General features: G+C 63.7%; 22 protein-coding genes and 1 riboswitch. Of the genes, 13 read left to right on the forward strand and 9 right to left on the reverse strand.

Translation table 11 applies throughout. The annotated features are described in order from the left end of the window. The first annotated feature begins 2 nt into the window (after window positions 1–2). Window positions 3–830 (forward strand): ABC transporter permease, encoded by an 828-nt coding sequence (locus EKH49_RS10090; RefSeq protein ID WP_128470746.1) that lies wholly within the window; start codon window positions 3–5, stop codon window positions 828–830. Between the two features lie 61 nt (window positions 831–891). Continuing rightward, window positions 892–2,853, forward strand: a complete 1,962-nt coding sequence (gene acs, locus EKH49_RS10095) for an acetate--CoA ligase (protein ID WP_128470747.1) — start codon at window positions 892–894, stop codon at window positions 2,851–2,853. A gap of 84 nt (window positions 2,854–2,937) precedes the next feature. Here acs and EKH49_RS10100 read toward each other — a convergent pair whose 3' ends face one another. Further along, window positions 2,938–4,815, reverse strand: a complete 1,878-nt coding sequence (locus EKH49_RS10100) for a BCCT family transporter (protein WP_236641119.1) — start codon at window positions 4,813–4,815, stop codon at window positions 2,938–2,940. 660 nt (window positions 4,816–5,475) lie between these two features. Between EKH49_RS10100 and EKH49_RS10105 the strand changes: the two genes are divergently transcribed. Both EKH49_RS10105 and katG read left to right on the forward strand, forming a co-directional pair. Next, the gene (locus tag EKH49_RS10105) at window positions 5,476–5,928 is read left to right on the forward strand and encodes a Fur family transcriptional regulator (protein WP_128470748.1); all 453 of its coding nucleotides are present in this window, start codon (window positions 5,476–5,478) and stop codon (window positions 5,926–5,928) included. A 77-nt stretch (window positions 5,929–6,005) separates the two neighbouring features. Then, window positions 6,006–8,186 carry a catalase/peroxidase HPI gene (katG, locus tag EKH49_RS10110; RefSeq protein WP_038991963.1) on the forward strand — a complete coding sequence of 727 codons (2,181 nt, stop codon included), beginning with the start codon at window positions 6,006–6,008 and terminating at the stop codon, window positions 8,184–8,186. Window positions 8,187–8,284: 98 nt separating this feature from the next. Here the strand turns inward: katG and EKH49_RS10115 are convergent, their stop codons facing one another. From EKH49_RS10115 to EKH49_RS10125, 3 genes are all read right to left on the reverse strand, one after another. Continuing rightward, window positions 8,285–8,914 carry a methylated-DNA--[protein]-cysteine S-methyltransferase gene (locus EKH49_RS10115; protein WP_128470749.1) on the reverse strand — a complete coding sequence of 210 codons (630 nt, stop codon included), beginning with the start codon at window positions 8,912–8,914 and terminating at the stop codon, window positions 8,285–8,287. Further along, a complete protein-coding gene (locus EKH49_RS10120; RefSeq protein ID WP_128470750.1) occupies window positions 8,911–9,408 on the reverse strand; it encodes an RNA polymerase sigma factor in 498 nt (165 codons plus the stop codon). The genes EKH49_RS10115 and EKH49_RS10120 overlap by 4 nt, the downstream gene beginning before the upstream one ends. Before the next feature lie 115 nt (window positions 9,409–9,523). After that, a complete protein-coding gene (locus EKH49_RS10125) occupies window positions 9,524–10,084 on the reverse strand; it encodes a histidine phosphatase family protein (RefSeq protein ID WP_128470751.1) in 561 nt (186 codons plus the stop codon). A gap of 110 nt (window positions 10,085–10,194) precedes the next feature. Then, window positions 10,195–10,306, forward strand: a riboswitch (SAM riboswitch). Between the two features lie 98 nt (window positions 10,307–10,404). Between EKH49_RS10125 and EKH49_RS10130 the strand changes: the two genes are divergently transcribed. The 9 genes from EKH49_RS10130 (at window position 10,405) to EKH49_RS10170 (ending at window position 20,684) form a co-directional block, all read left to right on the forward strand. Continuing rightward, entirely contained in the window at window positions 10,405–11,778 is a 1,374-nt protein-coding gene (locus tag EKH49_RS10130) for an O-acetylhomoserine aminocarboxypropyltransferase/cysteine synthase family protein (RefSeq protein WP_128470752.1), read from the forward strand. Beyond that, on the forward strand, window positions 11,778–12,272 hold the full coding sequence (locus tag EKH49_RS10135; protein ID WP_066143617.1) for a CoA-binding protein: 495 nt from the start codon (window positions 11,778–11,780) through the stop codon (window positions 12,270–12,272). Before EKH49_RS10130 ends, EKH49_RS10135 begins: the two co-directional genes overlap by 1 nt. Window positions 12,273–12,587: 315 nt before the next feature. Continuing rightward, complete coding sequence (locus EKH49_RS10140; protein ID WP_128470753.1) at window positions 12,588–13,364, forward strand: DeoR/GlpR family DNA-binding transcription regulator; 777 nt, start codon at window positions 12,588–12,590, stop codon at window positions 13,362–13,364. Next, window positions 13,361–14,341, forward strand: a complete 981-nt coding sequence (locus EKH49_RS10145; RefSeq protein ID WP_128470754.1) for a 1-phosphofructokinase family hexose kinase — start codon at window positions 13,361–13,363, stop codon at window positions 14,339–14,341. Before EKH49_RS10140 ends, EKH49_RS10145 begins: the two co-directional genes overlap by 4 nt. Further along, window positions 14,338–16,383, forward strand: a complete 2,046-nt coding sequence (locus EKH49_RS10150) for a PTS fructose transporter subunit IIABC (protein WP_128470755.1) — start codon at window positions 14,338–14,340, stop codon at window positions 16,381–16,383. Before EKH49_RS10145 ends, EKH49_RS10150 begins: the two co-directional genes overlap by 4 nt. Then, window positions 16,380–18,062, forward strand: a complete 1,683-nt coding sequence (gene ptsP, locus EKH49_RS10155) for a phosphoenolpyruvate--protein phosphotransferase (protein ID WP_128470756.1) — start codon at window positions 16,380–16,382, stop codon at window positions 18,060–18,062. Before EKH49_RS10150 ends, ptsP begins: the two co-directional genes overlap by 4 nt. Window positions 18,063–18,113: 51 nt before the next feature. After that, the gene (locus EKH49_RS10160; RefSeq protein ID WP_038991974.1) at window positions 18,114–18,392 is read left to right on the forward strand and encodes an HPr family phosphocarrier protein; all 279 of its coding nucleotides are present in this window, start codon (window positions 18,114–18,116) and stop codon (window positions 18,390–18,392) included. A 128-nt stretch (window positions 18,393–18,520) separates the two neighbouring features. Further along, on the forward strand, window positions 18,521–19,825 hold the full coding sequence (locus EKH49_RS10165; protein WP_128470757.1) for an MFS transporter: 1,305 nt from the start codon (window positions 18,521–18,523) through the stop codon (window positions 19,823–19,825). 103 nt (window positions 19,826–19,928) lie between these two features. Continuing rightward, window positions 19,929–20,684 (forward strand): polysaccharide deacetylase family protein, encoded by a 756-nt coding sequence (locus tag EKH49_RS10170; protein WP_128470758.1) that lies wholly within the window; start codon window positions 19,929–19,931, stop codon window positions 20,682–20,684. Window positions 20,685–20,705: 21 nt separating this feature from the next. Here the strand turns inward: EKH49_RS10170 and EKH49_RS10175 are convergent, their stop codons facing one another. The 5 genes from EKH49_RS10175 to EKH49_RS10195 all read right to left on the reverse strand — a co-directional run bounded on the left by EKH49_RS10175 (window position 20,706) and on the right by EKH49_RS10195 (window position 26,511). Further along, the gene (locus EKH49_RS10175; RefSeq protein WP_038991977.1) at window positions 20,706–21,137 is read right to left on the reverse strand and encodes an SRPBCC family protein; all 432 of its coding nucleotides are present in this window, start codon (window positions 21,135–21,137) and stop codon (window positions 20,706–20,708) included. Between the two features lie 142 nt (window positions 21,138–21,279). Continuing rightward, window positions 21,280–21,654 carry a hypothetical protein gene (locus EKH49_RS10180; protein WP_038991978.1) on the reverse strand — a complete coding sequence of 125 codons (375 nt, stop codon included), beginning with the start codon at window positions 21,652–21,654 and terminating at the stop codon, window positions 21,280–21,282. 132 nt (window positions 21,655–21,786) lie between these two features. Next, window positions 21,787–23,415, reverse strand: a complete 1,629-nt coding sequence (locus EKH49_RS10185; protein WP_128470759.1) for a hypothetical protein — start codon at window positions 23,413–23,415, stop codon at window positions 21,787–21,789. A 23-nt stretch (window positions 23,416–23,438) separates the two neighbouring features. Further along, window positions 23,439–24,719: an AAA family ATPase gene (locus EKH49_RS10190; RefSeq protein ID WP_128470760.1), complete on the reverse strand. Its 1,281-nt coding sequence runs from the start codon at window positions 24,717–24,719 to the stop codon at window positions 23,439–23,441. A 136-nt stretch (window positions 24,720–24,855) separates the two neighbouring features. Next, window positions 24,856–26,511: a thiamine pyrophosphate-dependent enzyme gene (locus EKH49_RS10195; RefSeq protein ID WP_128470761.1), complete on the reverse strand. Its 1,656-nt coding sequence runs from the start codon at window positions 26,509–26,511 to the stop codon at window positions 24,856–24,858. Window positions 26,512–26,652 lie beyond the last annotated feature (141 nt).

The raw sequence follows: 26,652 nt of genomic DNA on the forward strand, positions 1-26,652 counted from the left end.
CGATGAGCACCGCAAACGCGGCTGATACCCGCGAAAATCCGACACCTGCCAAGCACAAGACAGGCATCGCCGCAACGATCCTGCGCGCACCCAAATGGTTGCTTGCGCTGATCCTGCCTCTGGCCACCGTGGCTGTCTGGCAATTCGTCACGGTGAGCGGCATCGTTGCCCCGTGGACGCTGCCGACTCCAGGCTCGGTCGTTGCCGCCGCCTTTGAGCTCCTCGAAGATGGCGATCTTGGTAAGCACATCGGCATTTCCACCCAGCGTGTACTGCTGGGCTTCGCCTTTGGTTCCCTGCTCGGCCTGGCGCTGGGCGCCCTCGTCGGCCTGTCCAAATTGGCAGATGCGTTTCTGGGCCTGAGCATCAGCGCCCTGCGCGCCGTCCCTTCGCTGGCTTGGGTTCCGTTGCTGGTGCTCTGGATGAAAATGGGCGAAGATTCCAAGGTCACGCTCGTGATCATCGGCGCGTTCTTCCCGGTCTTCACCACCGTCGCCTTGGCATTGCGCCATGTCGATGCCCACCTGATCGAGGCCGCTCGCTCCTTCGGTTTGAAGGGACTGAAGCTGCTGCGCACAGTCCAGCTCCCCGCGGTAGTCCCTTCCATCTTCTCCGGACTGCGCTTGGCACTGGCCCAAGCGTGGCTCTTCCTGGTCGCGGCTGAACTGCTCGGAGCGTCGATGGGCTTGGGCTTCCTGCTCACCGATTCGCAGAACAATGGCCGCCTAGACCGCCTGATCATGACCATCGTGCTGCTGGCCGTCTTCGGAAAAATCACCGATGCCCTGCTATCGATAGCCGAACGCTGGGCGATCAAACGCTGGACCTAGCCCCGGACTAGCTAGCACCGGCTGGCAACGCTACCCCTTCCCTCACCAAAGAAAGTTTGCAATGACCACCGAATTGGCAACAACCTCAGCACCTGAATCAGAGGCGGCACGCCAGGAATTCTGGGACGAAGCGGCGCACCTTTTGGATTGGGACACCCCGTGGCACACCACCAGCCGCATCATTCCGGCTGACCCCCAGGCGCAGCGCGGCCCGGAAATTTCCTGGTATCTCGGCGGCAAGCTGAACGCGGCAGTGAACTGCGCCGACCGCCACGTCGCCGCAGGACGCGGCGAGAAGGTTGCGCTGTACTTCGAAGGCGAACCCGGCGACCGCGTTGCAGTCACCTACAAGAATCTGCAGGAGCGGGTTTCCCAAGCTGCCAATGCCTTGGAATCCCTGGGCGTGGTGAAGGGCGACCGCGTGGTCATCTACCTGCCGGTGCTCATTGAAACCATCGTCATAACCTTGGCATGCGCCCGCATCGGCGCCATCCACTCGCTGGTCTTCGGCGGGTTCTCTGCCGAAGCGCTGAAGTTCCGCGTGGAAGACACCAAGGCAAAGGTGCTGGTCACCACCGACGGCCAGTTCCGCCGCGGCACCTCGGTCCCGGTCAAGGACAACGCCGATGCGGCAGTTGCCGGCGAGAACGAAATCGAAAAGGTGCTGGTGATCCGCCGAACCGGAGATGAGATCCCGTGGGCCGAGGGCCGCGACGTCTGGTGGCATGAGGTGGTTGATACCCAGTCCACCGAGCACACCCCGGAGTTCTTCGACTCCGAGACGCCGCTGTTCATCATGTACACCTCGGGGACCACCGGCCAGCCCAAGGGCCTGGTGCACACCACCGGCGGCTACCTGACGCAGGCGGCCACCAGCTACAACATGCTGTTCGCCAATCCGGACGAGTCCCAGCGCGAGCACGATGTGCACTGGTGCACCGCTGACCTGGCCTGGGTCACCGCCCACACCTACGAGATCTACGGTCCACTGGCTAACGGCGTCACCCAGGTCATCTACGAGGGCGTGCCCAACGCCCCGCATCCGGGCCGGCACTTCGAGGTCATCGAACGCTACAAGGTCACCAGCTACTACACCGCTCCCACCTTGGTCCGCTCGCTGATGGGCTGGTTCCCCGACGGCATCCCGGCAGAATACGACCTGTCGTCGGTGAAGATCGGCGGCACCGTGGGCGAAGCGGTCAACCCCGAGGCGTGGAAATGGTTCCGCCAGCAGATTGGCCGCGACACCGCGGCGGGCCTGCCCATGGTCGATACCTGGTGGCAGTCGGAGTCCGGCGCGACAGTGCTTTCCCCATTGCCTACGGATGAGCACTTCAAGCCGGGTTGCGCCGCACGTCCGCTGCCGGGCATTTCGGTGGACATCGTTGACGCCAATGGCCGCAGCATGCCGGCCAACGAGCAGGGAAATATTGTCATTACCCGCACCGGCCCGTCGATGGCCCGTACCGTTTGGGGCAATCCGGCACGCTACTACACCAGCTACTGGGAACAATACGTCGAGCAAGGCTGGTTCCTGGCCGGTGACGGTGCCCGCTTCGATGAGGACGGCGACATCTACATCCTGGGCCGCACCGATGACGTGATCAACATTTCCGGCCATCGGCTGTCCACCATCGAGATCGAGTCGGCGCTGGTCACCAACCCCGGTGTGGTGGAAGCCGGCGTCTGCCCCACCCCGGATCCCAAGACCGGACACGCTGCTACCGCCTTCGTGGTGCCGCTGGACAAGACCCTGATCGCCGAGTCGCCTGATGCGGATCTCGCTGCCCGGCAGGCCGAATTCATCGCCGAGCTTCGCGAGACCGTCGCGGTCCAGATCGGCCCGATTGCCAAGCCGCGTGAAATCGTCCTGGTTCCAGATGTGCCCAAGACGCGTTCTGGCAAGATCATGCGCCGCCTGCTCACCCAGTTGTTCGAGGGCACCACGCTCGGCGATACGACAAGTCTGCAGAATGAGCCGTGCATCCCGGAGATCAACGCGATCTGCCGCGCTCGCGGCTAATCAGCCAGGCCAAGCCTCCAGAGGTTAAATAAAGTGAAGCTTCTTCCCGGAATCGGGAAGAAGCTTCACTTGCTTTGCCGGTAATTACTCCCCGGCAGTTGGCTTCGGGCTCTCGCCGTCGCCCTCAGTTTTCTTGCCGTCCTCCACCGGGTCAATGGTGGCCTCGGTGGCTTCGGTGGCGAAGATCTTCACTTCAGCCTCCTTGCCATCGGCACTGACCAAAGGAATTTCGGTGGTCATCAAGCTGAACTGACTGCCCTCATGGCGGTCAATCGCCTGGCCCACGGAATGCTCAAGCACCTTGCGGGCCACCTTGTCGCCCAGCACCAGCGGATCGTTGCTCAAGTCCTTCCACAACGCCACGCAGAGCAGCAGCATCACGATGACGAACGGCAGCGCCGAAACAATGGTGATGTTCTTCAGGCCGTTCAATGCCTCCGCCGGATGATCACCGCCAGCCAGCAGCATCACCGCGGCAACAGCACCGGTGGCCACGCCCCAGAAGATCACCGCCTTCTTGGTTGGCTCTTCGGCGCCGCGTTCGCTGAGCGCACCCATCACGATCGAGGCCGAGTCTGCGCCGGTCACGAAGAAGATCGCAATCAGCAGCACGGTGACGACCATCAGCACGGTAGCCACCCAGCCTGCCAGCGGCAGGCGGCCGAGCATGTCGAAGAGGATCAGATCGAAGTTGATGTCTGGGGCGCCATCGACGATATTGGCCAGCTTTTCCCCGGTTTCCCCGGCGCGTTCGGCACGTTCCTGAATGCCGATTGCGCCGCCACCGAAGATCGAGAACCAGATCAAGGTGACAGTCGATGGCACCAGCAGCACGCCGGTAACGAACTGGCGAATCGTGCGGCCGCGGGAGATGCGGGCGATAAACAGGCCGACGAATGGGCTCCAGGAGATCCACCAGGCCCAGTAGAAGACGGTCCACGAGGACAGCCAATCAGACATTGCAACATCGCCAGCCGCCGTGCGCGAAGCCATCTCCGGCAAGTCGCCAATGAAGGAGCCAATGGCGTTGGGGATGACATTAAGGATGAACAGCGTTGGACCGCCAATGAATACGATCAACGCGATGATCACTGCCAGCACCATGTTGGTGTTGGACAGCCACTGGATGCCGCGCTCAATGCCGGAAACAGCGGAAGCAACGAACAAGGCAGTCAAAATCGCGATGATGACCACCAGAACGCCGGAACCGACTTTCTCCATCATCCCGGTGGCCTGGATGCCGCCGCCAATCTGCAATGCGCCAAGGCCCAGCGAACAGGCCGAGCCGAAGAGCGTGGCGATGATAGCCAGGATGTTAATCGTGCGGCCGCCCCAGCCGTGGATGGCGCGGTCGCCGAAGAGCGAGCTGAACATGGCGGAGAACAGCTGCGGGCGTCCCAGCCGGAAGCTGCCGTAGGCCATGCCCAAGCCGACAATCGCGTACATGGCCCATGGGAACAGCGTCCAGTGGAAGAGCGTGGTGCCCATAGCGGTGCTCAGTGCCTCGCTGGTGGAGCCTTCCACAGTTCCCGGAGGAGGCGACATGTAGAAGTACAGCGGTTCGCCGACCCCGTAGAAGACCAGTCCGATGCCCATGCCGGTGGCAAACATCATCGAGATCCACGAAACCGTGGAGAACTGTGGCGATTCACCGTCCTTGCCCAGCGGGATACGCCCGAAATTCTTCGCTGCTACGACAATAGCGAAGACCGCGAATAATGCGGCGGCGATGACAAAAAGCCAACCAGTGTTGGTGATAACCCAGTCCAAGGCTGCGCTGGAGGCCTTGCCCAGCCCCGATGGGGTGGAGAAACCCCAAATGATGAATGCCAGCGCGATAACGCCGGCGATTCCGAATACCCAATAATCCGTACCGGAAAGGGAGTACTTCTTAGGTCGCCTGTGGCGAACTGAATGCAGTTCCTCGACGAGGTCTACGATTGATTGATCCGTCTGCTTCATTGCGTTCTTCCTTCACTGGTGAGATCCCGTGGAGAAGTTCCAGGCGGAATCTGTCCAGCCATCGTTTCTCGAGTCAACGATCGCCATGCAGTGTGATTGATTGCGAATTGCTTTTCGGGTGTCGGTCCGTTGTGTCTAAATCTAGCTTCAGAACTGCTTGAATGAAACAGCTATTCTGCGCAAATATCCCGCGAATTATTCCTGCGAGCTGACCCGATTTAACACGGAATTGACACGATAAGTCCCAAAATGGGCCTTTACCAGCATTGTCGACATCCCACCAAGGGTCAAATCAGATCCTTGAATTCTCGCCACTTTCGGATCTCGATCACCCGGGAATCACGATGATTGCGCTGGCTTCAGCGTCCGTGTGAGCTTCCTCGCGCTATCCGATTTCCCTGTCCCTGCATCCGCGAAATCCTTGTTTGCGCCGAACTATTTCCGTAGCCGGAATGGCCACTAATTTGCTTTCATTTTTCTCTTGAATGATCGGGATTTAGCAAATAGGCCAGCCGGGCCCCCAAGCCGAAGCATGCCTGATGAGGAATATCTACTACGCAGGCGCTCATTTGGCCCGCCAACCAACCCTCGCCAAGCTTTAACCAGAAATACACGGGAACTTATCTTGACTGATTCAAAATAAGCAGGCATGCTGGTTACATGACATCACAGGCAGGGATCGAGCAGGTGCTGAAAGCGGCATCGATGCGGGTTACGCAACCACGCGTTGCAGTGCTGTCCGCTGTCGCCGAGCACCCTCACGCTGATACCGAAACCATCATTTCGGCCGTTCGCGAAGGCCACCCCAATGTGTCGCACCAAGCTGTCTATGACTCGTTGAAGCTTTTCACGAAGCTGGGAGTCATCCGGCAGATACAGCCGCAGGGCCACACTGCCCGCTACGAAGCCCGCGTTGGCGACAATCACCACCATGTGGTGTGCCGCCAGTGCGGCAAGCTGGCGGACGTCGACTGCGCTGTCGGCGGGGCCCCGTGCCTGCATGCGTCCAATGATCACGGCTTCAGCATCGACGAGGCTGAAGTGATCTACTGGGGCACCTGCCCCGATTGCCAGGCTGCGAATGCGCAGAAAGATGTCGTAGCTAACCCCTAGATTTGCCATCACGCGGGCCAATACCGCGCGGTGGACATGAACCGCACAAACCCCTAAAAATCCGGAAGGAAGAGCACATGTCTGAGACGACTGCAGGTCAGTGCCCAGTAGTTGGCGCGGGGCGAATTCACCCGACCCAGGGCAACGCCAACACCGAATGGTGGCCGAACAAGCTGAACCTGAAGATCCTTGCTAAGAACCAGCAGGTATCGAACCCATTGGATGAGGACTTCGATTACATCGAGGCATTCAACGCACTGGACATGGAGGCCCTGAAGGCCGACCTGATCGAGAACATGACCACCCGCCAGGACTGGTGGCCAGCTGACTTCGGACACTACGGTCCGCTGTACGTCCGCATGGCTTGGCACTCGGCCGGCACCTACCGTTCGCACGACGGCCGTGGCGGTGGCGGCGCAGGCCAGCAGCGTTTCGCTCCACTGAATGCATGGCCAGATAACGTCGGCCTGGACAAGGCCCGCCGCCTGCTGTGGCCAGTGAAGAAGAAGTACGGCCAGTCCATCTCCTGGGCTGACCTCATGATCCTGGCCGGCACCGTGGCCATGGAGCACATGGGCCTGAAGTCCTACGGTTTCGCCGGCGGCCGCAAGGACGTCTGGGAAGCAGATGACGATGTCTACTGGGGCCCTGAAAAGGTCTGGCTGGACAACGAGCGCTACACCGGCGACCGCGATCTGGAAGCACCACTGGCTGCGGTCCAGATGGGCCTGATCTACGTGAACCCAGAGGGCCCGGACGGCAACCCTGATCCGCTGGCTTCGGCAGTCGACGTGCGCGAAACCTTCCGCCGCATGGGCATGAACGACTACGAGACCGTCGCCCTGATTGCCGGTGGCCACACCTTCGGCAAGACCCACGGCGCCAACAACGTCGACCGCATCGGTCCGGATCCAGAAGCCGCTCCGCTGGAGGAGCAGGGCCTGGGCTGGAAGAACGGCTACGGCGAGGGCAACGCGGAGAACAACACCGCATCGGGCCTGGAAGTCACCTGGACCTACCACCCGACCCGTTGGGACAACGAGTTCTTCCACATCCTGTTCGCTTACGAGTGGGAACTGTTCGAGTCGGCAGCAGGCGCCAAGCAGTGGCGTCCGGTCAACGGCGGCGGTTCCGGCCTGGTCCAGGCAGCGCACGAGACCCTCGAGCGCCGCGAACCGCGCATGCTGACCAGCGACCTGGCCCTGCGCTTCGACCCGATCTACGGTCCGATCTCGAAGCACTTCAAGGAAAACCCTGAAGAGTTCGCCGATGCCTTCGCTCGCGCATGGTTCAAGCTGACCCACCGCGACATGGGTCCGAAGTCCCGCTACTTCGGTCCAGAAGTTCCAGCCGAGGATCTGGCATGGCAGGATCCGCTGCCGGCAGCTCCAGAGGTCACCCTGGGCGCCCAGGAAATCGCGGCGCTCAAGGAACTGATCAAGGATTCGGGCCTGACCGTGCAGCAGCTGGTCTCCACCGCGTGGAAGGCAGCGGCCTCGTTCCGCAGCTCGGATAAGCGCGGCGGCGCCAACGGCGGCCGCATCCGTCTGGAACCACAGGTCTCCTGGACCGTGAACCAGCCGGAGCAGCTCAAGCCAGTCATCGCCAAGCTGGAAGAAATCGTTGACACCTTCAACGCCACCTCCAGCATCAAGACGTCCTTCGCTGACGTAGTGGTCCTGGCCGGCAACGTCGGTGTCGAGCTCGCGGCAGCTGCCGCTGGCCAGCAGATCGACGTTCCATTCACCCCTGGCCGCGTTGACGCGACCCAGGAGCAGACCGACGTTGAGCAGTTCGCATGGCTGGAGCCAGTCTCCGATGGCCTGCGCAACTACGACTCGGGCTTCATCAAGATGCCAAGCGAGTACCTGCTGATCGACAAGGCGAACCTGCTGGGCCTATCCGCACCGGAACTGACCGTACTGGTCGGCGGCCTGCGCGTACTGGGCAACAACTGGGATGGCTCGAACCTGGGTGTCTTCACCGAGAACCCGGGCGCGCTGACCAACGACTTCTTCGCGAACTTGCTGGAGCCAGGCATCGCCTGGACCGCTTCCGAGGACGAGCAGACCTACCACTCGAAGGACGGCCGCTGGGTCGGTTCCCGCGTGGACCTGGTCTTCGGTGCCAACTCGGAACTGCGCGCCCTCGCCGAGGTCTACGCTTCGGACGATGCCAAGGAGAAGTTCACCAAGGACTTCGCCAAGGCATGGGCTAAGGTCATGGACGCGGATCGCTTCGAACTGCGCCGCAAGTAGCAGCTAGCTGGCTGCTATCTCGCAGCATATAGTGCTGGGCTGTTGCTTCCCCTGATGGGGAGCAACAGCCCAGCACTTTTTTATGCAGTTTTTGGCCGCTAGAACAACGTCGCCGCGCTGCCGGCGAAGTCCGGATTCTCCAGTTTCAGCAGTTCCGTCTTGGCTTCCAAGCCACCCAGGTAGCCACCCAGCGAACCATCGGTACGCAGCACGCGGTGGCAGGGCAGCACGATGGGAATCGGGTTGGTGGCGCACGCTGAGCCGACGGCTCGCACCGCCTTCGGCTTGCCGATCTGCTGCGCCAGCTGGGCGTAGCTGAGGGTCTGCCCGTAATCGATATGCCCCAGTTCCAGCTGCACTTGGCGGCGGAACTGCGTAGAGAGCTGCAGATCCACCGGGAGCTCGAAACTGTGCCGTGTGCCCGCGAAGTACTCATCGAGTTGCCGGGCGGTCCCATCCAGGCTCGACTTGTCGCGCAGGATGCGTGGGCTGAGCTTTTCCGAGAGCAGCTCAAGTATCCGGTCGTGGCCCTCGGATTCGAATGCCACCCGCACCAGCCCGGCATCGGTGCTGGCCAGCAGCAATGAACCCACTGGGCTGTCGACCATCCGATAGGCGACATCGACAAGTTCAAGCGCGCGGGCTTTTTCAGCGAGCTGGCCTTGCAGCGCGTCGAGGGTTTGCATTTCAGCGGCCGTCGCCTGCTGCTGATAATTTTTTTCGTTCATGGCTGCTCCCGCCATAGTTCCTGGTCGTCTAGCCGGACCCGCAGGTTCTTGATCCCGTCGGCACCGGCCCTGCGGGCAGCGGCTTCGCTGCCCGAAAGGATTTCGGCAATTTGCGCGTAGCTCATCCCGCCCAGGTACCGATAGGCCACGACCTGCCTTTGCTTGCCGGGAAGCTGATTCACCTCGTGCCAGAGCTGAAGATTGTCCAACTGCAGATCCGGCCGGTTCATCCCGGACGCGGGACCATCCATGTCCTGGTCATTAAGGATCTCCGGCTTATGCTTGCGCAACTCGTCAATGGCCTTGTTCCGGGCAATGCGCACCAGCCACGCCAGGACATTGGCATCATCTGGCAGCTGCGGGTACGTCTTGAGCGCGGCGAGGAAGGTTTCGGACCAGGCATCTTGCGCGCGGTGCTCATCCAGCAGGGCGCGGCAAACACGCAGGACGTTCAGTCCATATTCTTGGACTATCCGCTCAAATGGTGCTTGCATGGCTCTCCTGGGATTTCGCGACCTGCTGGCCTCTCACCATGTAAACGCAACGGCCACCTGTTCTGTGAGGTGTGAATGAAAAATTTTTTCATTCACCCCGCTGCCGCACGGATTCCTAGAATGCCACCAAGTCGGATTCACCGGCGAGCTGCTCAAGCCGGGCCAAATCCACGTCGATAATTTCGCCATTCTCCACGCCTTGGGCTTGCCTGGTTCCTGCCAAGGCGTCGCGAATGGTGCGCATGGTGGCGCCATGGCTGACAATCATGATCTTGCGTCCGGCATGCTTGCTGGCTAGGCCCAGCAGCGCTGGCACCGCGCGGTTCAAGATGTGCGCACACGGCTCAATCTGGTCTGCGGCGGCAGCCGATTCCTTGTCGCTGACCTCCGCCATGTTCCGGCCCTCCAGCGGGCCGAAACCGCGTTCAATGAGTTCCGGAACTGCGTTGCCCGTCGCTGCCCCGATCTGCTGGGCAATCAGCACGGCAGTTTCCCGGGCACGCGCCAAAGGGGATGCCAGAATGAGCGAAAAGTCTTGGCCGATGAGCTTGCGCCCGACCTCGCGAGCTTGCTCGCGTCCGGTTTCGTTCAGCGGGATGTCGGTTTGCCCCTGCAGTCGGCCTGCAAGGTTCCAATCGGTCTGCCCGTGTCGAACCAGTGCCAGCGAAGTATCCATGGCTCCAGCCTACCGGTGCCATAGATGTCGAAGAATCTCCGATCACAGGTCCGATACGCAACGTTACGACTCATAGTTGGGTCACGAACGGTCATGTTGCGAAGATTATTACACCATCCCGAGCGGCCGAGAGATCTGGTTCGATGACGCCGCAGCAACCTGCCACATCCGGTGGTTACGGTGCTACCGCCAGAAACGATGCAGCCGCTTACCCGTTGGAGAACGGCAGGAAGCGACATTGATTCCGGGATTCCTGCCTCGATCGCGGCCCGCCCTGCGGTGCACGCGAAACCCCAATCGACAAGGAGTCGTAAGCCACCATGGCAGATCACAAGTTTGGATTCCGCACCCGCGCCCTGCATGCCGGAGGCACCCCCGATGCTGAGCACGGCTCACGCGCAGTGCCGATCTACCAGACCACGTCGTTCGTCTTCAAGGACGCTGACGATGCGGCCAACCTCTTTGCCCTGCAGAAGTACGGCAACATCTACTCGCGTATCGGCAACCCGACCGTGGCGGCCTTCGAAGAGCGCATGGCTTCGCTGGAAGGCGGCATCGGCGCGGTTGCCACCGGCTCGGGCATGGCCGCGGAATTCGTCACCTTCGCGGCCTTGGCCCAGGCAGGCGACCACATTGTGGCTTCCTCCAAGCTCTATGGCGGCACCATCACCCAGCTGGATGTCTCGCTGCGCCGCTTCGGCATCAGCACCACCTTCATCGACTCCAACGATCCCGCGGACTTCGAAGCCGCGATCCAGGAGAACACCAAGGCCGTCTACACCGAGGTGGTGGCCAACCCGTCCGGCGACATCGCCGACCTGAAGGGCCTGGCCGAAGTCGCGCACCGCCACAACATCCCGCTGGTCGTGGACTCGACGCTCACTCCCCCATACATCCTTCGCCCCATCGAGCACGGCGCGGACATCGTGATCCACTCGGCCACCAAGTTCATCGGCGGGCACGGCACCACCCTGGGCGGCGTCGTCATCGAGTCTGGCAAGTTCAACTGGGGCAACGGCAAGTTCCCCACCATGACCGAGCCGGTAGCCAGCTACGGCAACGTCTCCTGGTGGGACAACTTCGGCGAATACGGCTTCTTGACCAAGCTGCGCAGCGAGCAGCTGCGCGACTTTGGTCCGTCGCTGCCGGCCCAGTCGGCATTCCAGCTGCTGCAGAGCCTGGAGACCCTGCCGCAGCGCATGGACAACCACCTGTCCAACGCCAAGCAGGTCGCCGCCTGGCTGGAATCCGATGAGCGCGTCACCTACGTGAACTACGCAGGCCTGGATTCCCACCCGCAGCACGAGCAGGCCAAGGAGCTGCTGCCCCTGGGCGTCGGCTCGGTCTTCAGCTTCGGCGTGAAGGGCGGACGCGAAGCCGGCGCCAAGTTCATCGAGGCGCTGCAACTGGCCAGCCACCTGGCCAACATCGGCGATGCCCGCACCCTGGTGCTGCACCCTGCCTCCACCACGCACCAGCAGCTGAGCGCCGAGCAGCTGGTCTCCGCTGGCGTGCCAGAAGACCTGATCCGCTTGTCGGTGGGCCTGGAAGACGTCGAAGACATCCTCTGGGATCTGGACCAAGCGCTGGCCGCTTCGCAGGAAGCTGCCGCCGGTTCCGCCGCGCAGTTCGAAGCGCCAACTTATGACGGTTCCGCCTGCGCCTTGCCAACTGCTTCGAAGGGAGCAAACTAATGACTGCCGTTGAAACCACCTGGGAAGGCCCGGGAGCCGCGCAGCGCCTGGAGATCCTGCGCGAGACGAAGACCATCGCCATTGTCGGCGCTTCGAACAAGCCGTCACGTGCCAGCTACTTCGTGGCCACCTACCTGCTCTCCTCCTCACGGTACAAGGTGTACTTCATCAACCCGGTACTCGACGAGATCCTGGGCCAGCCGGTGTACAAGTCGCTCGCCGATCTTCCGGAGACCCCGGATCTGGTGGAGGTCTTCCGCAAGCATGATGACCTGCCCGGCGTGCTGGACGAGGCCCTGGCCGTGGGCGCGAAGACCCTGTGGCTGCAGCTGGGCTCCTGGCACGAGGAAGTGGCCCATCGCGCCGAGGCCGCGGGCATGAACGTGGTCATGGACCGCTGCGTGAAGATCGAGCACGCCCGCTTCCATGGCGGTCTGCGCCTGGCCGGATTCAACACCGGCGTGATTTCCTCGAAGCGACAGGTCCTCGCCTAGGAAGTCCGGAGCTCCACATAATGGGTGCATGCAGCATTCCGCTGCATGCACCCATTATGTGTTCGGAACAGCTCCAGAGTTTCCGTGCAGGCCGACGGGACTGGGCTTTTCCCGCGGCTCATTCGGCAGGAACGTACAGTTCACCTGCGCAATCATGCGCGATGCAATTTCCTCGCCTTCCCCCGAAACCCACTTAAAACCAAATAAAGCCAAAAATTCTCCACATTTTCACTTGACGATGCCACACAATCGGGCATAAAGTCATGGAAACACAGATCAATGTGTTGCAGGTCATGATGAATTGCGGAGGCAAGAATGTTCGCCGAAGAACGACACCGGCTGATCGTTGAGCAGCTGGAAGCTGACGGGAAAGTAACCGTCGCACAGCTCGCGCAGCGCTTCGATATCACCCGGGAAACCGTGCGGCGGGATCTGGCCCAGCTGGAATCCGAGAACTACCTTCGCCGCGTCCACGGCGGAGCGGTTGCCATCACCGAGGCGAGCACCCGCGAGGAAAGCTACGTGGTGCGCACCGCCATCCATTCCGAGTCCAAGGCCCGCATCGCCCAGCGCGCACTGAGCCTGCTGCCGGTCTCCGACGCCTCGGTTGTCATCGACGCGGGAACCACCACGGAAATCCTGGCCGAGCGCATGCTCAAAAGCGCCGCGGGCAACGGCCTGGTGGTCATCACCCATGCCCTGCCCATCGCCGCTGCCCTGGTCCACAGCCCGGATATCGCCTTGGAGCTGATCGGCGGGCGGGTCCGCGGCATCACCGGCGCCTCCAGCGGAGCACGCACCGTGCTGGAATATTCCCAGTACCGGGCGGACATCGCCTTCATCGGCACCAACGGGCTGCATGCAGGATTCGGCCTGAGCACCCCGGACCCGCTGGAAGCCGCCGTCAAGCGCGCCCTGGTCGCCAGCGCCCGCCGCGTGGTGCTGCTGGCCGACGGATCCAAATTCGACCAGGAAACCCTGGTCTGCTTTGCCCGGCTTGAAGACATCGACACCTTGGTCACCGACCAGCAGCCCGACGGGGAGCTCGCTGCCGCGCTGGAAGCCGCGGATGTCGAGGTGGTGATCGCATGATCATCACGCTGACCGCCAATCCGGCACTGGACAAGACCATCGAGCTGGCCGACCCGCTGGCTCCCGGTGCCGTGCAGCGCGCTGTGGCCAGCCATGTCCAGGCGGCAGGCAAGGGAGTGAACGTCTCGCGCGCCATCGCCGCGGCGGGTGGCGCCACCTTGGCCGTGCTGCCCGGAGCCAACACCGACCCGCTGGTCACCGCGCTGGCCCACGACCAGCTGGCTCACCGGAACCTGCCGATCGCCGGAGCGCTGCGCACCAACACCACCCTGACCGATCCCGATGGCACCACCACCAAGATCAATGAGCCAGGTCCCGCCCTTGATGCGCAGCAGCTGGCCGAGCTCGGCGAGCTGGTCGCCGAAGCGGCCGCCGGCGCCAGCTGGCTGGTGATGGCCGGCTCGCTGCCGCCGGGAGTTCCCGCCGGCTTCTATGCGCAGCTGACCGCAAAATTGCGCGCGGCCCTGGGCGCAAAGTGCCCGAAGATCGCCGTGGACACTTCCGGCGCACCGCTGCTCGAGCTCTTTGCCCACGGCCAGCAGCACATCCCAGACCTGGTCAAGCCCAACGCCGAGGAACTGGCGCAGCTGGCTGGCGGCTACAGCGAAGCGGCACTGGAAGGCTCCATCGAGCTGGCCGCCGGCTGCGCGCAGCAGCTGCTGGACCGGGGCGCCGGCGCGGTACTGGCCACGCTCGGGGCACAGGGCGCGCTGCTGGTCACCAAGACCGGAGCCTGGCACGGAACGCACACCCCGATTACCCCGCGCAGCACGGTGGGGGCGGGCGATTCCTCGCTCGCCGGCTACCTGCTGGCCGATGCTGCCGGAGCCAGCGCCCCCGAGAAGCTGAGAAACGCCGTCGCCTACGGGGCCGCGGCAACCCGGCTGCCGGGTTCCACCATCCCGGCCGAATCCGATCTCACCGCTGGCGCCGTAACCGTCAGCGAACTTACCTCAACTCAAGGAACCGAGTCATGAGTGAACTAATCACCGCAGAGCTCGTGCTGCTCGACGCCGACCTGGGCAGCAGCACGAGCGGGGTCATCGAGCAGCTGGCCCAGCTGGTGGCCAGCCAGGGGCGCGCCACCGACGCCGCCGCGTTGGCCGCCGATGCCAAGGCCCGCGAAGCCAAGACCGCGACCGGGGTGCCCGGCGGCATCGCCATCCCGCACTGCCGTTCGGCAGCGGTCACCGAGCCGACCCTGGCCATGGTCCGGCTGGCCCCGCCGGTGGACTTCGGCGCGAAGGACGGCGAAGCCGACCTGGTGTTCTTCATTGCCGCCCCGGACGGCGCCGACCAGGCCCACCTCAAGCTGCTCTCCAAGCTGGCCCGCGCGCTGGTGAAGAAGCCGTTCACCGCCTCGCTGCGCGAAGCAGGCAGCGAAGCTCAGATTGTCGAGCTGATCCGCGCGGTTGTCTCCGACGCCCCGGCGGTCTCCCTCCCCGACGCTGCCCCGGCTGCCAGCCCCGCCGCGCCGGCCGCCCCGGCCGTTGCCACGAAGAAGATCATCGCGGTCACCGCCTGCCCCACCGGCATCGCGCACACCTACATGGCAGCCGATTCGCTGGCCCAGGCCGCCGGCGAAATGGGTGTCGACTTCGCGGTGGAAACCCAGGGCTCCTCGGGTTCCACCCCGCTGGATCCGGCGGTCATCGAAGCCGCCGACGCAGTGATTTTCGCGGTGGACGTGGATGTGCGCGACCGCGGCCGCTTTGCCGGCAAGCCGGTGATCCAGGTTCCGGTTAAGCGCGGCATCGACGAGCCGGAAAAGCTGATCAATGACGCCATCGCCGCCTCCCAAGATCCCCAGGCACGCCGCATTCCCGCCGGTGCCGCCGCGTCCAGCGAAGAATCCGCCGGCAGCGAATCCTTCGGCGCAGGCCTGAAGCGCGCACTGCTCACCGGCGTCTCCTACATGATCCCGTTCGTCGCCGGCGGCGGCCTGCTCATCGCCTTGGGCTTCCTGCTTGGCGGGTACTCGATCAGCGGCGTGGCCGATGGCGTGCTGGGTTCCAGCACCCTGTTCAACCTGCCCGGCGCCGATGTGATGTCGCAGCTGGATGCGCCGTTCGGCCCGCTGGGTGCCTATCTCGGCGCCGTCGCGTTCAAGATCGGTTCGCTGTCCATGTCCTTCCTGGTTCCGGCACTGGCAGGCTACATCGCCTACGCCTACGCGGACCGCCCCGGCATCGCCCCGGGCTTCACCGCCGGCGCGGTGGCAGGGTTCATGGGCGCCGGATTCATCGGCGGCATCATCGGCGGCCTGATCGCCGGCCTGGCCTGCCGCTGGATCAATTCCTGGTCCGTGCCGCGCTTCATGCGCGGACTGATGCCGGTGGTCATCGTGCCGTTGCTCGGCTCGATCATCGCCTCCGGGCTGATGTTCCTCTTCCTCGGCGGGCCGATCGCCAAGCTGACCCTGGCGCTGAACGACTGGCTTTCGGGCATGTCCGGCGCCGCAGCGGCCGTGCTCGGCCTGATCCTGGGCCTGATGATGGCGGTGGACCTGGGTGGACCGGTCAACAAGGTGGCCTACTCCTTCGCCGTGGCAGGCCTGGGCACCGGCTCGGTCGCGGAGAACCCCGCCCCGCTGATGATCATGGCGGCCGTGATGGCAGCCGGCATGGTTCCGCCGCTGGCCATGGCGCTGGCCACCGCGCTCTCGCCGAAACTGTTCACCGCCGCCGAGCGCGAAAACGGCAAGGCGGCCTGGCTGCTGGGCGCCGCGTTCATCTCCGAAGGGGCCATCCCCTTCGCCGCGGCCGACCCGCTGCGCGTCATCCCTGCTTCCATGGTGGGCGCCGGGGTCACCGGCTCGCTGATCATGAGCTTCGATGCGCTCTCCCAGGCGCCGCATGGCGGCATCTTCGTTTTCTTCGCCATGGACGGCACCTGGCCGATGTTCCTGCTGGCCACCGTGATCGGCATGCTGGTATCCGCGGCGCTGGTGATCATCCTGAAGAAATATGTCCGCAAGGCCCCCGCCCGGGCCGCTGAACAGGCAAAGGCCGCAGCATGAGCCAGGCATTCACCGGAGTAGGCGTCAGCGCCGGACGGGTCATCGGATCCGTGCGCCGCATGCCCGAACCCATCCTCCCGCCCGCAGACGGCGCCCCCTTGCCGGCAGGCTCCAGCCCGGAAGCCGAGGCCGAGCGCCTGGCCGCGGCCGCGCAAGCGGTGGCAGCCCAGCTCAAGGGGCGCGCGGCGCAGGCCACGGGCGATGCCCAGGCGGTGCTCAAGGCCACCGCGCTGATGGCCAGCGACCGCACCCTGCTTAAGTCCGCCACCAAGCTGGTCGCCTCGGGCACCTGCGCCGAATCGGCCATCTGGGAGGCCGCCGATGCGGTGGCCACGCAGCTGTCGGCCCTCGGCGGCTACATGGCCGAACGCGCCGGGGACGTGCTCGATGTGCGCGCCCGCATCGTCGCGCAGCTGCGCGGCGTGCCCGCACCGGGCATCCCCGACTCGGATGAGCCGTTCATCCTGGCCGCGGTGGATCTGGCTCCGGCCGATACCGCGACACTGGATCCGGCGAAGGTCCTGGCGCTGGTCACCTCCGATGGCGGGCCGCAATCGCATACCGCCATCATCGCCCGCTCGCTGGGCCTTCCGGCCGTCGTGGCGGCGCCCGGCACCACCGCGCTGGCCGATGGGGACCAGGTCTTCGTCGACGGCATCGACGGGCTGGTCATCGCCGATCCCGGAGCAGCCGAAGAGCACCTGGCCGCCACCTACGCCAACCGCGAGGAGCTGCCGGAGTTTTCCGGCACCGGCCAGCTTTCTGACGGGCACCATGTCCCGCTGCTGGCCAATGTGGGTAGCGGCGTCGACGCGCAGCTGGCAGCCGCGGCGGGAGCCGAGGGCGTGGGCCTGCTGCGCACCGAATTCTGCTTCCTGGGCAAGGACAAGGAGCCGACCCGCGAAGAGCAGGTCGAAGCCTACGGGGCGGTCTTCGCCGCCTTCGGCGGCCGGAAGGTCGTGGTGCGCACCCTGGATGCCGGGGCCGACAAGCCGCTGCCGTTCCTGACCGACGCCAGCGAGCCGAACCCCGCCCTGGGCGTGCGCGGCTATCGCACGACCCTGTCCAGCCCGGGGGTGCTCGAACGCCAGCTCGAAGCCATCGCGCAGGCCGCCGGTGAGCACCAGGCCGAGGTCTGGGTGATGGCGCCGATGATTTCCATTCCATCCGAAGCGCAGCAGTTCGCGCAGCTTGCCACGGCAGCCGGGCTGGCCACCGCCGGGACGATGATCGAGGTCCCTTCGGCGGCCATGCTGTCAGGCCAGATCCTGCAGCGCTGCGATTTCGTCTCCATCGGCACCAATGACCTGACCCAGTACACCATGGCGGCGGACCGCCAGCTCGGTGCCCTGGCCGAGCTCAACGACCCCTGGCAGCCGGCAGTGCTGCACATGGTGGCCGCCACCGCCGCCGGTGCCAAGGCAGCCGGCGGCAAGCCGGTTGGCGTGTGCGGCGAGGCCGCCGCCGACCCGGCCCTCGCCGTAGTGCTGGTGGGGCTGGGTGTGAGCACCCTGTCGATGAACAAGCGGGCCCTGGCACCGGTCGCCGCGGTGCTGCGCACCGTGGATCTGGCCACCGCCCAGCGCCTGGCCCAGCTGGCCCTGGACGCCGAGTCCGCCGAGGCGGCACGCAGTGCCGTGCGCGCGCAATTGGGCGAGCTGGACCGCTTTGGCCTCTAGGCCCCGTAATTTACCGCAATCAACCATTCACGAAAACCCGAAGGAGCCATCATGGCAGAACGTACAGCAATCATCGGCAGCCGGGTCGGACTGCATGCCCGCCCGGCAGCCATCTTCGCCGAGGCCGCGGCCGAAGCGCCCGTTGAGGTCACCATCGCACACGAGGGCGAACCCGCCGACGAGGCGCTGGATGCGTCGAGCATCCTCTCGCTGATGGGCCTTGGCGCGGAATACGGTTCCACCGTCGTGCTGCGTGCCGAGGGCGAAGGTGCCGAGGCCGTCTTGGAGCAGCTGGCGGCCATCCTGGAAACCGACCACGACGCCGAGTAGTTTCCAGTGGTTTCCCGGGGATCATGCGCCGCCGCATGGTCCCCGGCTTCTTTAAAGCCTCCTCACTGATTGACAGAACTCAATCACTGGATGGATGATAGTTCCTACGCACTACCGCAGGAGCTTTCATGAGCGCACTCAAAACCTCTGCGCTGCGCCTCATCAAGCCGTTCGCCTACCGCGACTACGCCCTGCTGGCCAGCGCACTCGTCTTCTCCACCTTTGCCGCCGGCATGTGGGCCGTGGCAATGGTCTACCAGGTGCGCCGCTTGGGCGGCGGACCGGTGGAGCTGTCAGCGGTGGCCACCGCCAGCGCCGCCGGGCTGCTCTGCTTCGTGCTGCTCGGCGGGATCATGGCGGACCGCCATTCCTGCCGGCGCATCGTGATGCTGGTCGAGGCGCTATCGCTGGCGGTCATGGTCGTCACCGCGGTGCTCGCCATGACCGGGGCCCTGCAGCTGTCGCACCTGATCCTCGCCGGCTTCTGCACCGGGGCAGGTTCGGCCTTCTTCTACCCGGCCTACTCGGCGCTGCTGCCCAAGATGCTGCCCGCCGAGCAGCTGCTGGCCGCCAACGGGCTGGAGGGAACCGCCCGTCCGGTGGTGCACACCGCCCTGGGACCGATGGCCGCAGGCTTCGTTGTGGCCGCGCTGTCGCCGGCCCATGCCATCGTCGGCATCGCGGTGATCCACCTGGCGGCGCTGCTGATGCTGCGCCGGATCCCCAACCACCAGGCGTACAACGCTCCAGGACCAGTTGACGGCCAGGGGCAGCCCGGGATGCTGCGCCAGCTGCGCGAGGGCATCGGCTACACGGTGCGCACCCGCTGGCTGCTGTGGACGCTGCTGTTCTCGGTCATTTCCGTGTTCACCTTCATCGGCCCCTTCGAGGTGCTGCTCCCGTTCATCGTCAGCGGCAACCTGCACGGGGATGCACAGCTATTCAGCTTCGCCCTGGCCTTCTTCGGCCTCGGTTCGGCAATCGGCTCGATGCTGGTCGCCTCCGCGAAATTCCCGCGGCGCTACCTGAGCCTGATGACCGCTTGCTGGTGCCTGGGCACCCTGCCCCTGGCTTTGGTGGGCTATGTCGATGAAGCCTGGATGCTGTTCGCGATCCTGCTGGCCTTCGGCATCACCGACGCCGTGGGCATGGTCATCTGGGGCACCCTGCTCCAGCGCCGGGTGCCGGGCCATCTGCTCGGACGGATCTCCAGCCTGGATTTCTTCGTCTCGCTGGCGCTGATGCCGCTGTCCATGGCGGCCGCCGGGCCCTTGACCCAGGTGCTCAGCCTGCAGGCGATTTTCATCATCGCCGGCCTCGCCTCGCCATTGTTCGGAATCATCGCCTGGTGGGCAGGGAAATTTGCCCACGACGAGATCGCGCATCCGCTCTCGGACCCTGTCCCGGCCGCGCTGGACGGCGGGCGCGGCTGAGAGGCTCCGGCCAGCTGGCGTTAGGCGAGCACGGATCAAATTCCCAGCGGCTTTGGGCGTGTAGGTCCCGGGCATCGCTGCGGGTTGGCGAGATGGTGGAAGGATGATTTTCCGTTTGCCCGGCGTGGCGCGCCGGTCCCTGCTGCTGCCGCTGTCACTGGCCTGCCTGGTTTCATGTTCCCCGGTATCTGCACCTGCGCCCGATGCGCAACCGACCGCCTCTGCCACCAGCGAGCAGGTGGACTGCACCGTGGCCCGCTGCGTGGCGCTGACCTTCGATGACGGTCCCGGCCAATACACCGGACGACTGCTCGACGAACTGGAGGCGGCGGATGCGCCAGCGACCTTCTTCCTCGTCGGGAAGAACATCGCCAAGTACCCCGAGACGGTCAAGCGCATGGCTGCCGAAGGCCACCAGCTGGGCAGCCACACCTGGGACCATGCGGATCTCACGTCGCTGACCCGGGAGCAGATCGAGCATGAGCTGGGGTGGACCAGCGATGCGGTGGAAAAGGCTGCCGGGAAGAAGCCGACCGTCTTCCGGCCTCCCTATGGGAGCCACGGCGCCGTTTATGATCGACTGGTCCCCTACCCGTTGGTGCTATGGGATGTGGACACCCTGGATTGGAAGCACCATGATCCGAAGAAGACCGTGCGCATCGCCATGGACGAAGTCCAGCCGGGATCGATCATCCTGATGCATGACATCCATGAGAGCTCAATCAAGGCCGTGCCGGATCTGGTGAAGAAATTGAAGGCCGCTGGCTACACCCCGGTCACCGTGGACCAGCTCTTCAATGGCCAGCTGGAGAACTCGAAGGCCTACGCCTCGGCGCCGGCTCCCGGCTCTGCCAAATAGCTGCCCGCCAACGCCTGCCGCTCAGGGAGCCTGCTCTGCGTAGAGCCGCAGTTGGTCCAGCTTGTCGCCTTCGCTTTCACGGATATTCGCCGCCAGCTCCTCGCACTGCTCCACTGTCAGGTCCGGATTGATGATCGCCACCTGCAGCACTACCTCGGTGTGCCCCGCGTCATCCTTCAGGTCGTAGCGGTAGGAGAGCCCATCGGGATTTTCCGAGGTATGCAGGATCAGCAGGCGGTTCTCGATAAGGTCATGGACGCGATACACGCGTTCATGTCCGGCCACGCGGTACACGAGGTTGGTGCCGACCTTGAGTTCCGGGTCGTCCGAATGCATGGAACCGATGCCATGGATCCACAAGGGTGTTGCTGCCCAATCGGTAAGCAGCTCCCAGACACGGTGCACCGGCAGGTGGATGACCACGGTGCTCTCGAAGACGCTGAACTGGCTCATATGCGAATAGTGCCACCCTCGGCGGCCAAATGGAATAGTTCCATGGCTGTTGCCATGCGATCCATTTCCCGCTATCCAACGGCAAAGGCCGGCACCCAGCGAGCATGGTGCTGCTGGGTGCCGGCCTTAGCCGGGGGAAGACTTACCAGTCTTCGTCGCCGTCGTCATCTGCCTCGGAGATGCCCAGTTCGGGCTCGTTCTCGAGGTCGAAGTTGTACCAGGCCTCGGTGAAGTCGGCCATAGCGTCCAATGCGTCCTGCGCGTCGGAATCCAGCACCTCCATCGCCTCAGGGCTGTTGAGCACTGCGGTCACTGCGAGGAACGGGTGATTGTCGAAGTAATCGGTGGGGGTGGCATCCCCGTTGAACGTCAGGTTCTCGCTCTGCGCGAAGAGTTCGACGTACTGAGCCACTGCCTCAGGCAGACGTGTCAGGTTAATGCCAGTCAGGGACTCATTGTAGATTTCAGCAGTCGCGTCGGCCCACTGCTCAATGAGCTCTTCGCTCATCTGTGCCATCAGATTATCCACCTCGTGGTCGGGGTTCTAGTGCTCACGGGATTCGGTAGCAATTCATCTTATTTCCTCAGCGGGCGCGTGCCAAGACAGAACGGCCCGCGCAGCTGTGAACTTTTACGCGCTGCCTGCCGCTTACTGTTCCGGGACGCTGAGCGAGGGAATGTCGGGCAGCTCGGGCAGCGTTGGGGTGGCGTATTCTCTGATTTGCCGATCCCTGGTTTCCAATTCCTCGAGCCGCTTGAGCAGGTTCTCGTCGATGACGTTCTCCTGGCGTGGTGTCTGGTCTTCTGACGCCGGGTCTAGTGAGGAATCCACCCCCGATGCGAGCAGCGTGAACGAAGCCGTTGCGGCAATCAGCCCGATGAACAGGTGCACCCCGATGAAATACAGTCCGCCGATATTGCCGCGCAGCAAGGCCAGATTCCGGTTCTTGGCCGAGGTGGTGGCAGCCAGCCCGAAGGCGAAGGCGTTCTCCTTGAATCCCAGGCGGAATTGAGCCGCCAGCAGGCTGAATCCCGGGAACAGCAGCCCGGCCGCTATCGATCCGGCTGGCACGGCTGCAATCCGGCTTCCATTGGCCAGGCAAATTCCGAAGATCACCAGCTGGCACAGCACCAGGCCCACCCGCTTCCAGAAACCTTCCGCGTGCATGCCGCTGCACCGGATGAGGTACCGGCGCTGCTCGTGGCGATCGGCCGTGCCTGCCGGCGGGCCGGCATTTTCCTGCAGGATCCACAATGCGCCCAGCTGGCTGGCCAGCACGCCGAGCAGCATCACGATGATGCCGGCCACCGGCAAGAAGCAGCCCAGCATCGCGCCGCCTGCGCCCAGCAGCCAGGCCAGCTGATAGGCACGCATGGCTCGCGGCAGCTTGGGGTAGCGCGCAGCAATGTCTTTGGTGTAACCGGCGGGCAGGAACTTCGCCGCTTCGCTGTACTGCCGCTTGTTCCACCATCCGAAGAGGCCCGAGAGGACGGCAATGGCGAGAATCGCCAGCACCGTTCCTGCACCCCCGGCCCGCTGCCCCAGCGCCGCGGCGGCTGCCACGACCGGGGCGAAGAGCCAAAAGCGATGGGCATAGACCGACTGCTTCGCGACGAAGGATTCCGCATAGTCCTGATGCAGGCCCTCATTCATCGGATCCATGGAAATCAATCCACGCAGCACATCGCCTTGGTCCCCGACGATTTTTTCGCCATTGCCGATGCCGCCTGCCACCCGCAGCAGCCCCTGGTGGTTGGCGTCGATCTGCAGCCCGGCTTGGAGGAAAGCAAGTGCCGCGCGATTGTCGTCCTGGGCCTCGGCAACGATCGCCGCACCCTGGTAATAGGCGGGGTTCCCGGGATCCAGCCGAATCGCGTGCTCGATGGCTTGGCGGGCCAGCACCCTGTCATCATTGCTCCGGATGCCACTAAGCGTGATCATGCTCAGCCAGTAGTGCCCGTTGCCGTATTCCGGATCAGCTTCAATAACCTGCCGGATCGCCAGCAGCGCTTCGTCTCGGCGATGCTGGCGCATCAAGGCGATAGCCAGGCATTCCCCGGCGACCGGGTTGGCAGGATCCAGATTCAGCGCGGCCCGGGCGTTGGACTCGGCTTCCGCCCACTGCTCGAGATTCAAATGGCATGACGAATAGAGGATCCAGAATGCAGGAACCTGGTGGTGTTCGTTGAGCTGGTCCTTCAGCAACGCAATCGCTTCGGTTTCACGTCCGATAGCCAGGTTGTGCGTGATCCGGTGATGCAGTCGCTCGAATTCCATGCGGTGTTCTCCCCCGGTGCTTCCTAGAGCATGTTCCGCGAAACCAGATACTCGGCCAAGTCATCGTAGCGGCCATGCTGGTTGCTGAATCGCACCACATTGCGGGCGGATTCCAGCCACGGGACCGTCGACGCCTTGATTTCCGCCAATGCTTTGCGGATATGCTCCATGCCCAGGGGAAGCACCTCGTTGCGCTCGATGGATTGCATCATCGCCTTTTCCGCGGCGGTGGTGCAGACATGCTCCAGATCTGCGCCCGAGAACCCGTCGGTCTGCGCCGCGATCCAATTCAGATCGATTCCGGCGATCGGGCGGTTCTTCAGGTGGTAGCGCAAAATGGATTCCCGGGCCGGAGCATCCGGCGGAGTCACCAGCAGGGTGCGATCCAGCCGTCCCGGACGCAGCAGTGCTTCATCCAGATCCCATGGGTGGTTCGTGGCGCCCAGAACATACAGGCCGTCGTTGTTGCCTGCGAGCGAATCCATCTCGATCAGCAGCTGGTTGACCATCTGGCGCATCCACGCGCCCGACCCGTTCAGCGAACCGCGGCGGATGCCGATGGCATCGATTTCATCGATGAAGAGCACGGTTGGGGCGTTCTTGCGGGCCTGGTCGAAAATCGCCTTGAGCCGCTTCTCCGTCTCGCCGATGTAGGAGTCCACGACATCGGTAATGGTGACCGACATGAAATTGGCTTTCAGCTCGCCGGCCACCGCGCGGGCCAGGAAGGTCTTGCCGCAACCTGGCGGACCGTACAGCAGCAGGCCGCCGCGCAATGATTTGCCAAAGGCCTTGGCGATTGCGGCGTTGCGCATCGGGGCCAGGAAGGATTCATTCAACCGGTTCTTGACCGCTTGCAAACCGCCCACATCATCCAGGGTAATGCCCGGTCCAGCAGGGTTTTCGATAGGAATGCCCGGAACCTCGGACCCCGCATCTGCCTGCACGGGGATCCGTTCTTCGACAAACGGCGCCGGCAGCGAACTGCCGAACTCCTTGGCCCCTGCCTCCCAGTCGTACCCTGATGGCGTGCCATGCTGCGGTTCATCCGGTGCAGCATCGGCTGCGGGTTCGGCCCCCTGTTTTTCAACAGTGGTTCCGGTAATCGACGCGCTAATGGTTCCAAGCATTGCCAGTGCGGCCGCATGTCCCGGATCCTGTTGCAGCACGGCGCTGACATGCGCGAGCGCCTCTGCGGATCGGCCGGCGGTATTCATCTGCTCAGCCAGATGCAATCGCAGGGCATGGTCTTCCGGCGCTGCTTCGACTGCACGCAGGAGGCTGGCAATAAGGGCATCATTCATTTTGGGCCGATCCACGGTTGTAAGCTTCCGGTCTGCTGCGCCTAACTGGTTAAAGCGCCCAGCGGGCATCGCTAAAAACGATACCCGCTGGAATTATATGTCGCAGACCCGACGGTTTGCCGAAGACGGCAAGTGCCTAGTAGGCCTTGACTCCCTGTTCCACCACCAAGTGGATCAACGCGAACTGCTTGTTCTCGTCGATAGCCTTCAGCGCGCTTTCCAGGGCTGCCGGAACATCCGCATCATTCTCGACGCGGACACCGAACCCGCCGAAGGACTGCGCCATCAGCGCGAAGTCGGGGTTCAGCAGCTGGGTTCCGGAAACACGTTCCGGATACTGGCGTTCCTGGTGGGTGCGGATGGTTCCGTACTGCTGGTTGTCCATAATGATCACCAGCGGGGTGGCGCCGTACTGGGCGGCGGTTGCCAGCTCCTGGCCGTTCATCAAGAACTCGCCGTCGCCGGCGATGCTCACCACGCGGCGGCCCGGGTAATTCAGCGATGCGGCGACGGCCGAAGGGATCGAGTAGCCCATGGAACCGTTGCGTGCCGAGAGCATGGAAGCGTAACCGTTGGTCGGGAAGTAGCGGTGGGCCCAGTTGGTATGCTCGCCGGCACCGAAGGTCACCATGGCATCTTCCGGAAGGGATTCGACCAGATTGGCCATCATGGTGGCCATCTTTGCCTGGCCTTCGGATGGCTGTGCGGGTGGAAGCTCGGCGAACTTCTCCTGCTCGCCACGCATCCGCGAGGTCCATTCCTTCCAGGATTCCTTGACCGGCAGATCCATCAGCAGCAGGTCGCGGACAAAGACATCAGGCTTGGCGACAATCTGGTGCGATACCGGGCCGGAACGCCCGCGCAGCGACGGGTCGATGGTGACCAGGAAGTTCTTCTTGTCCCAGTTCTGGCGGACGTTGAAGCCGTCGGTGATGACATCGCCGGGAACTGTGCCGACGAAGATCAGCAGGTCAGTTTCCTCCAGCAGATCATAGGTCGGCTTGGGGCGGCCGTAGCCGATCGGTCCGACATAGGATGGCGAGTTGAAAGGCACGGTGCCCTCGCAACGCCATTCGGCAGCGGCAGGCAGGTCGTGCTCCTCGAGCCAGCGGGTGAAGTCCGCGGCGCCTTCGTGGGACCAGTCGTTGCCGCCGAAGATGAACAGCGGCTTGTCTGCTTCCTGCAGGGCGGAGTTCAGCGCCTTCCAGTCGGTCACAGTCATGCCGCCGGTGGCCACCGGGATTTCCGGGTGGATTTCGGCAGAAATTTCGTTGCGGATGATGTCTTCCGGCAGGCCGACAACCACCGGGCCCGGGCGTCCGGACATCGCCGCGAACATTGCCTCGGCAACGACTTCGCTGGCGCGATCGGCGTGGTCCAGGATCATGACGCGCTTGGCGCCGGTGCCGAACCATGCCTTCGGATCGAATTCCTGGAAGGCTTCCTTTTCACGGTGCTCGAACGGGATCAATCCCACGAACAGCACCAGCGGGGTCGAGTCCTGCCATGCGGTGTGCAGGCCGACGTGGGCATTGGCAGCTCCGGGTCCTCGGGTCACCATGGCAACGCCGGGGCGCTGGTGCATCTTGCCTTCGGCTTCGGCCATGTAGGTGGCTCCGCCTTCGTGTCGGCAGACCACGGTTTCGATTGGCGAGTTATGCAGCCCGTCCAGGACATCCAGGTAGCTTTCACCCGGTACTACGTAGGCTCGTTCCACGCCGTGCGCGGCAAGCGTGTCGACAATGACGTGTCCGGCCGACTTCTTCGTCAGGCCCTGACCATTTTCACTCATCTTCTAGGCGTCTTTCTGGTTTCGAGAAATCATCTGACGCAACGGCTGGGAAGCGGCCCGGCTGGCCAAGGATGCAACGCTGCGTCAACCTGAAACAGTACTAAACAAGCTGCGACTGCACACATTGCCGGTCGAATGCTA

It is taken from the genome of Glutamicibacter sp. HZAU (genome assembly GCF_004100365.1).
Taxonomy (GTDB): domain Bacteria; phylum Actinomycetota; class Actinomycetes; order Actinomycetales; family Micrococcaceae; genus Glutamicibacter; species Glutamicibacter nicotianae.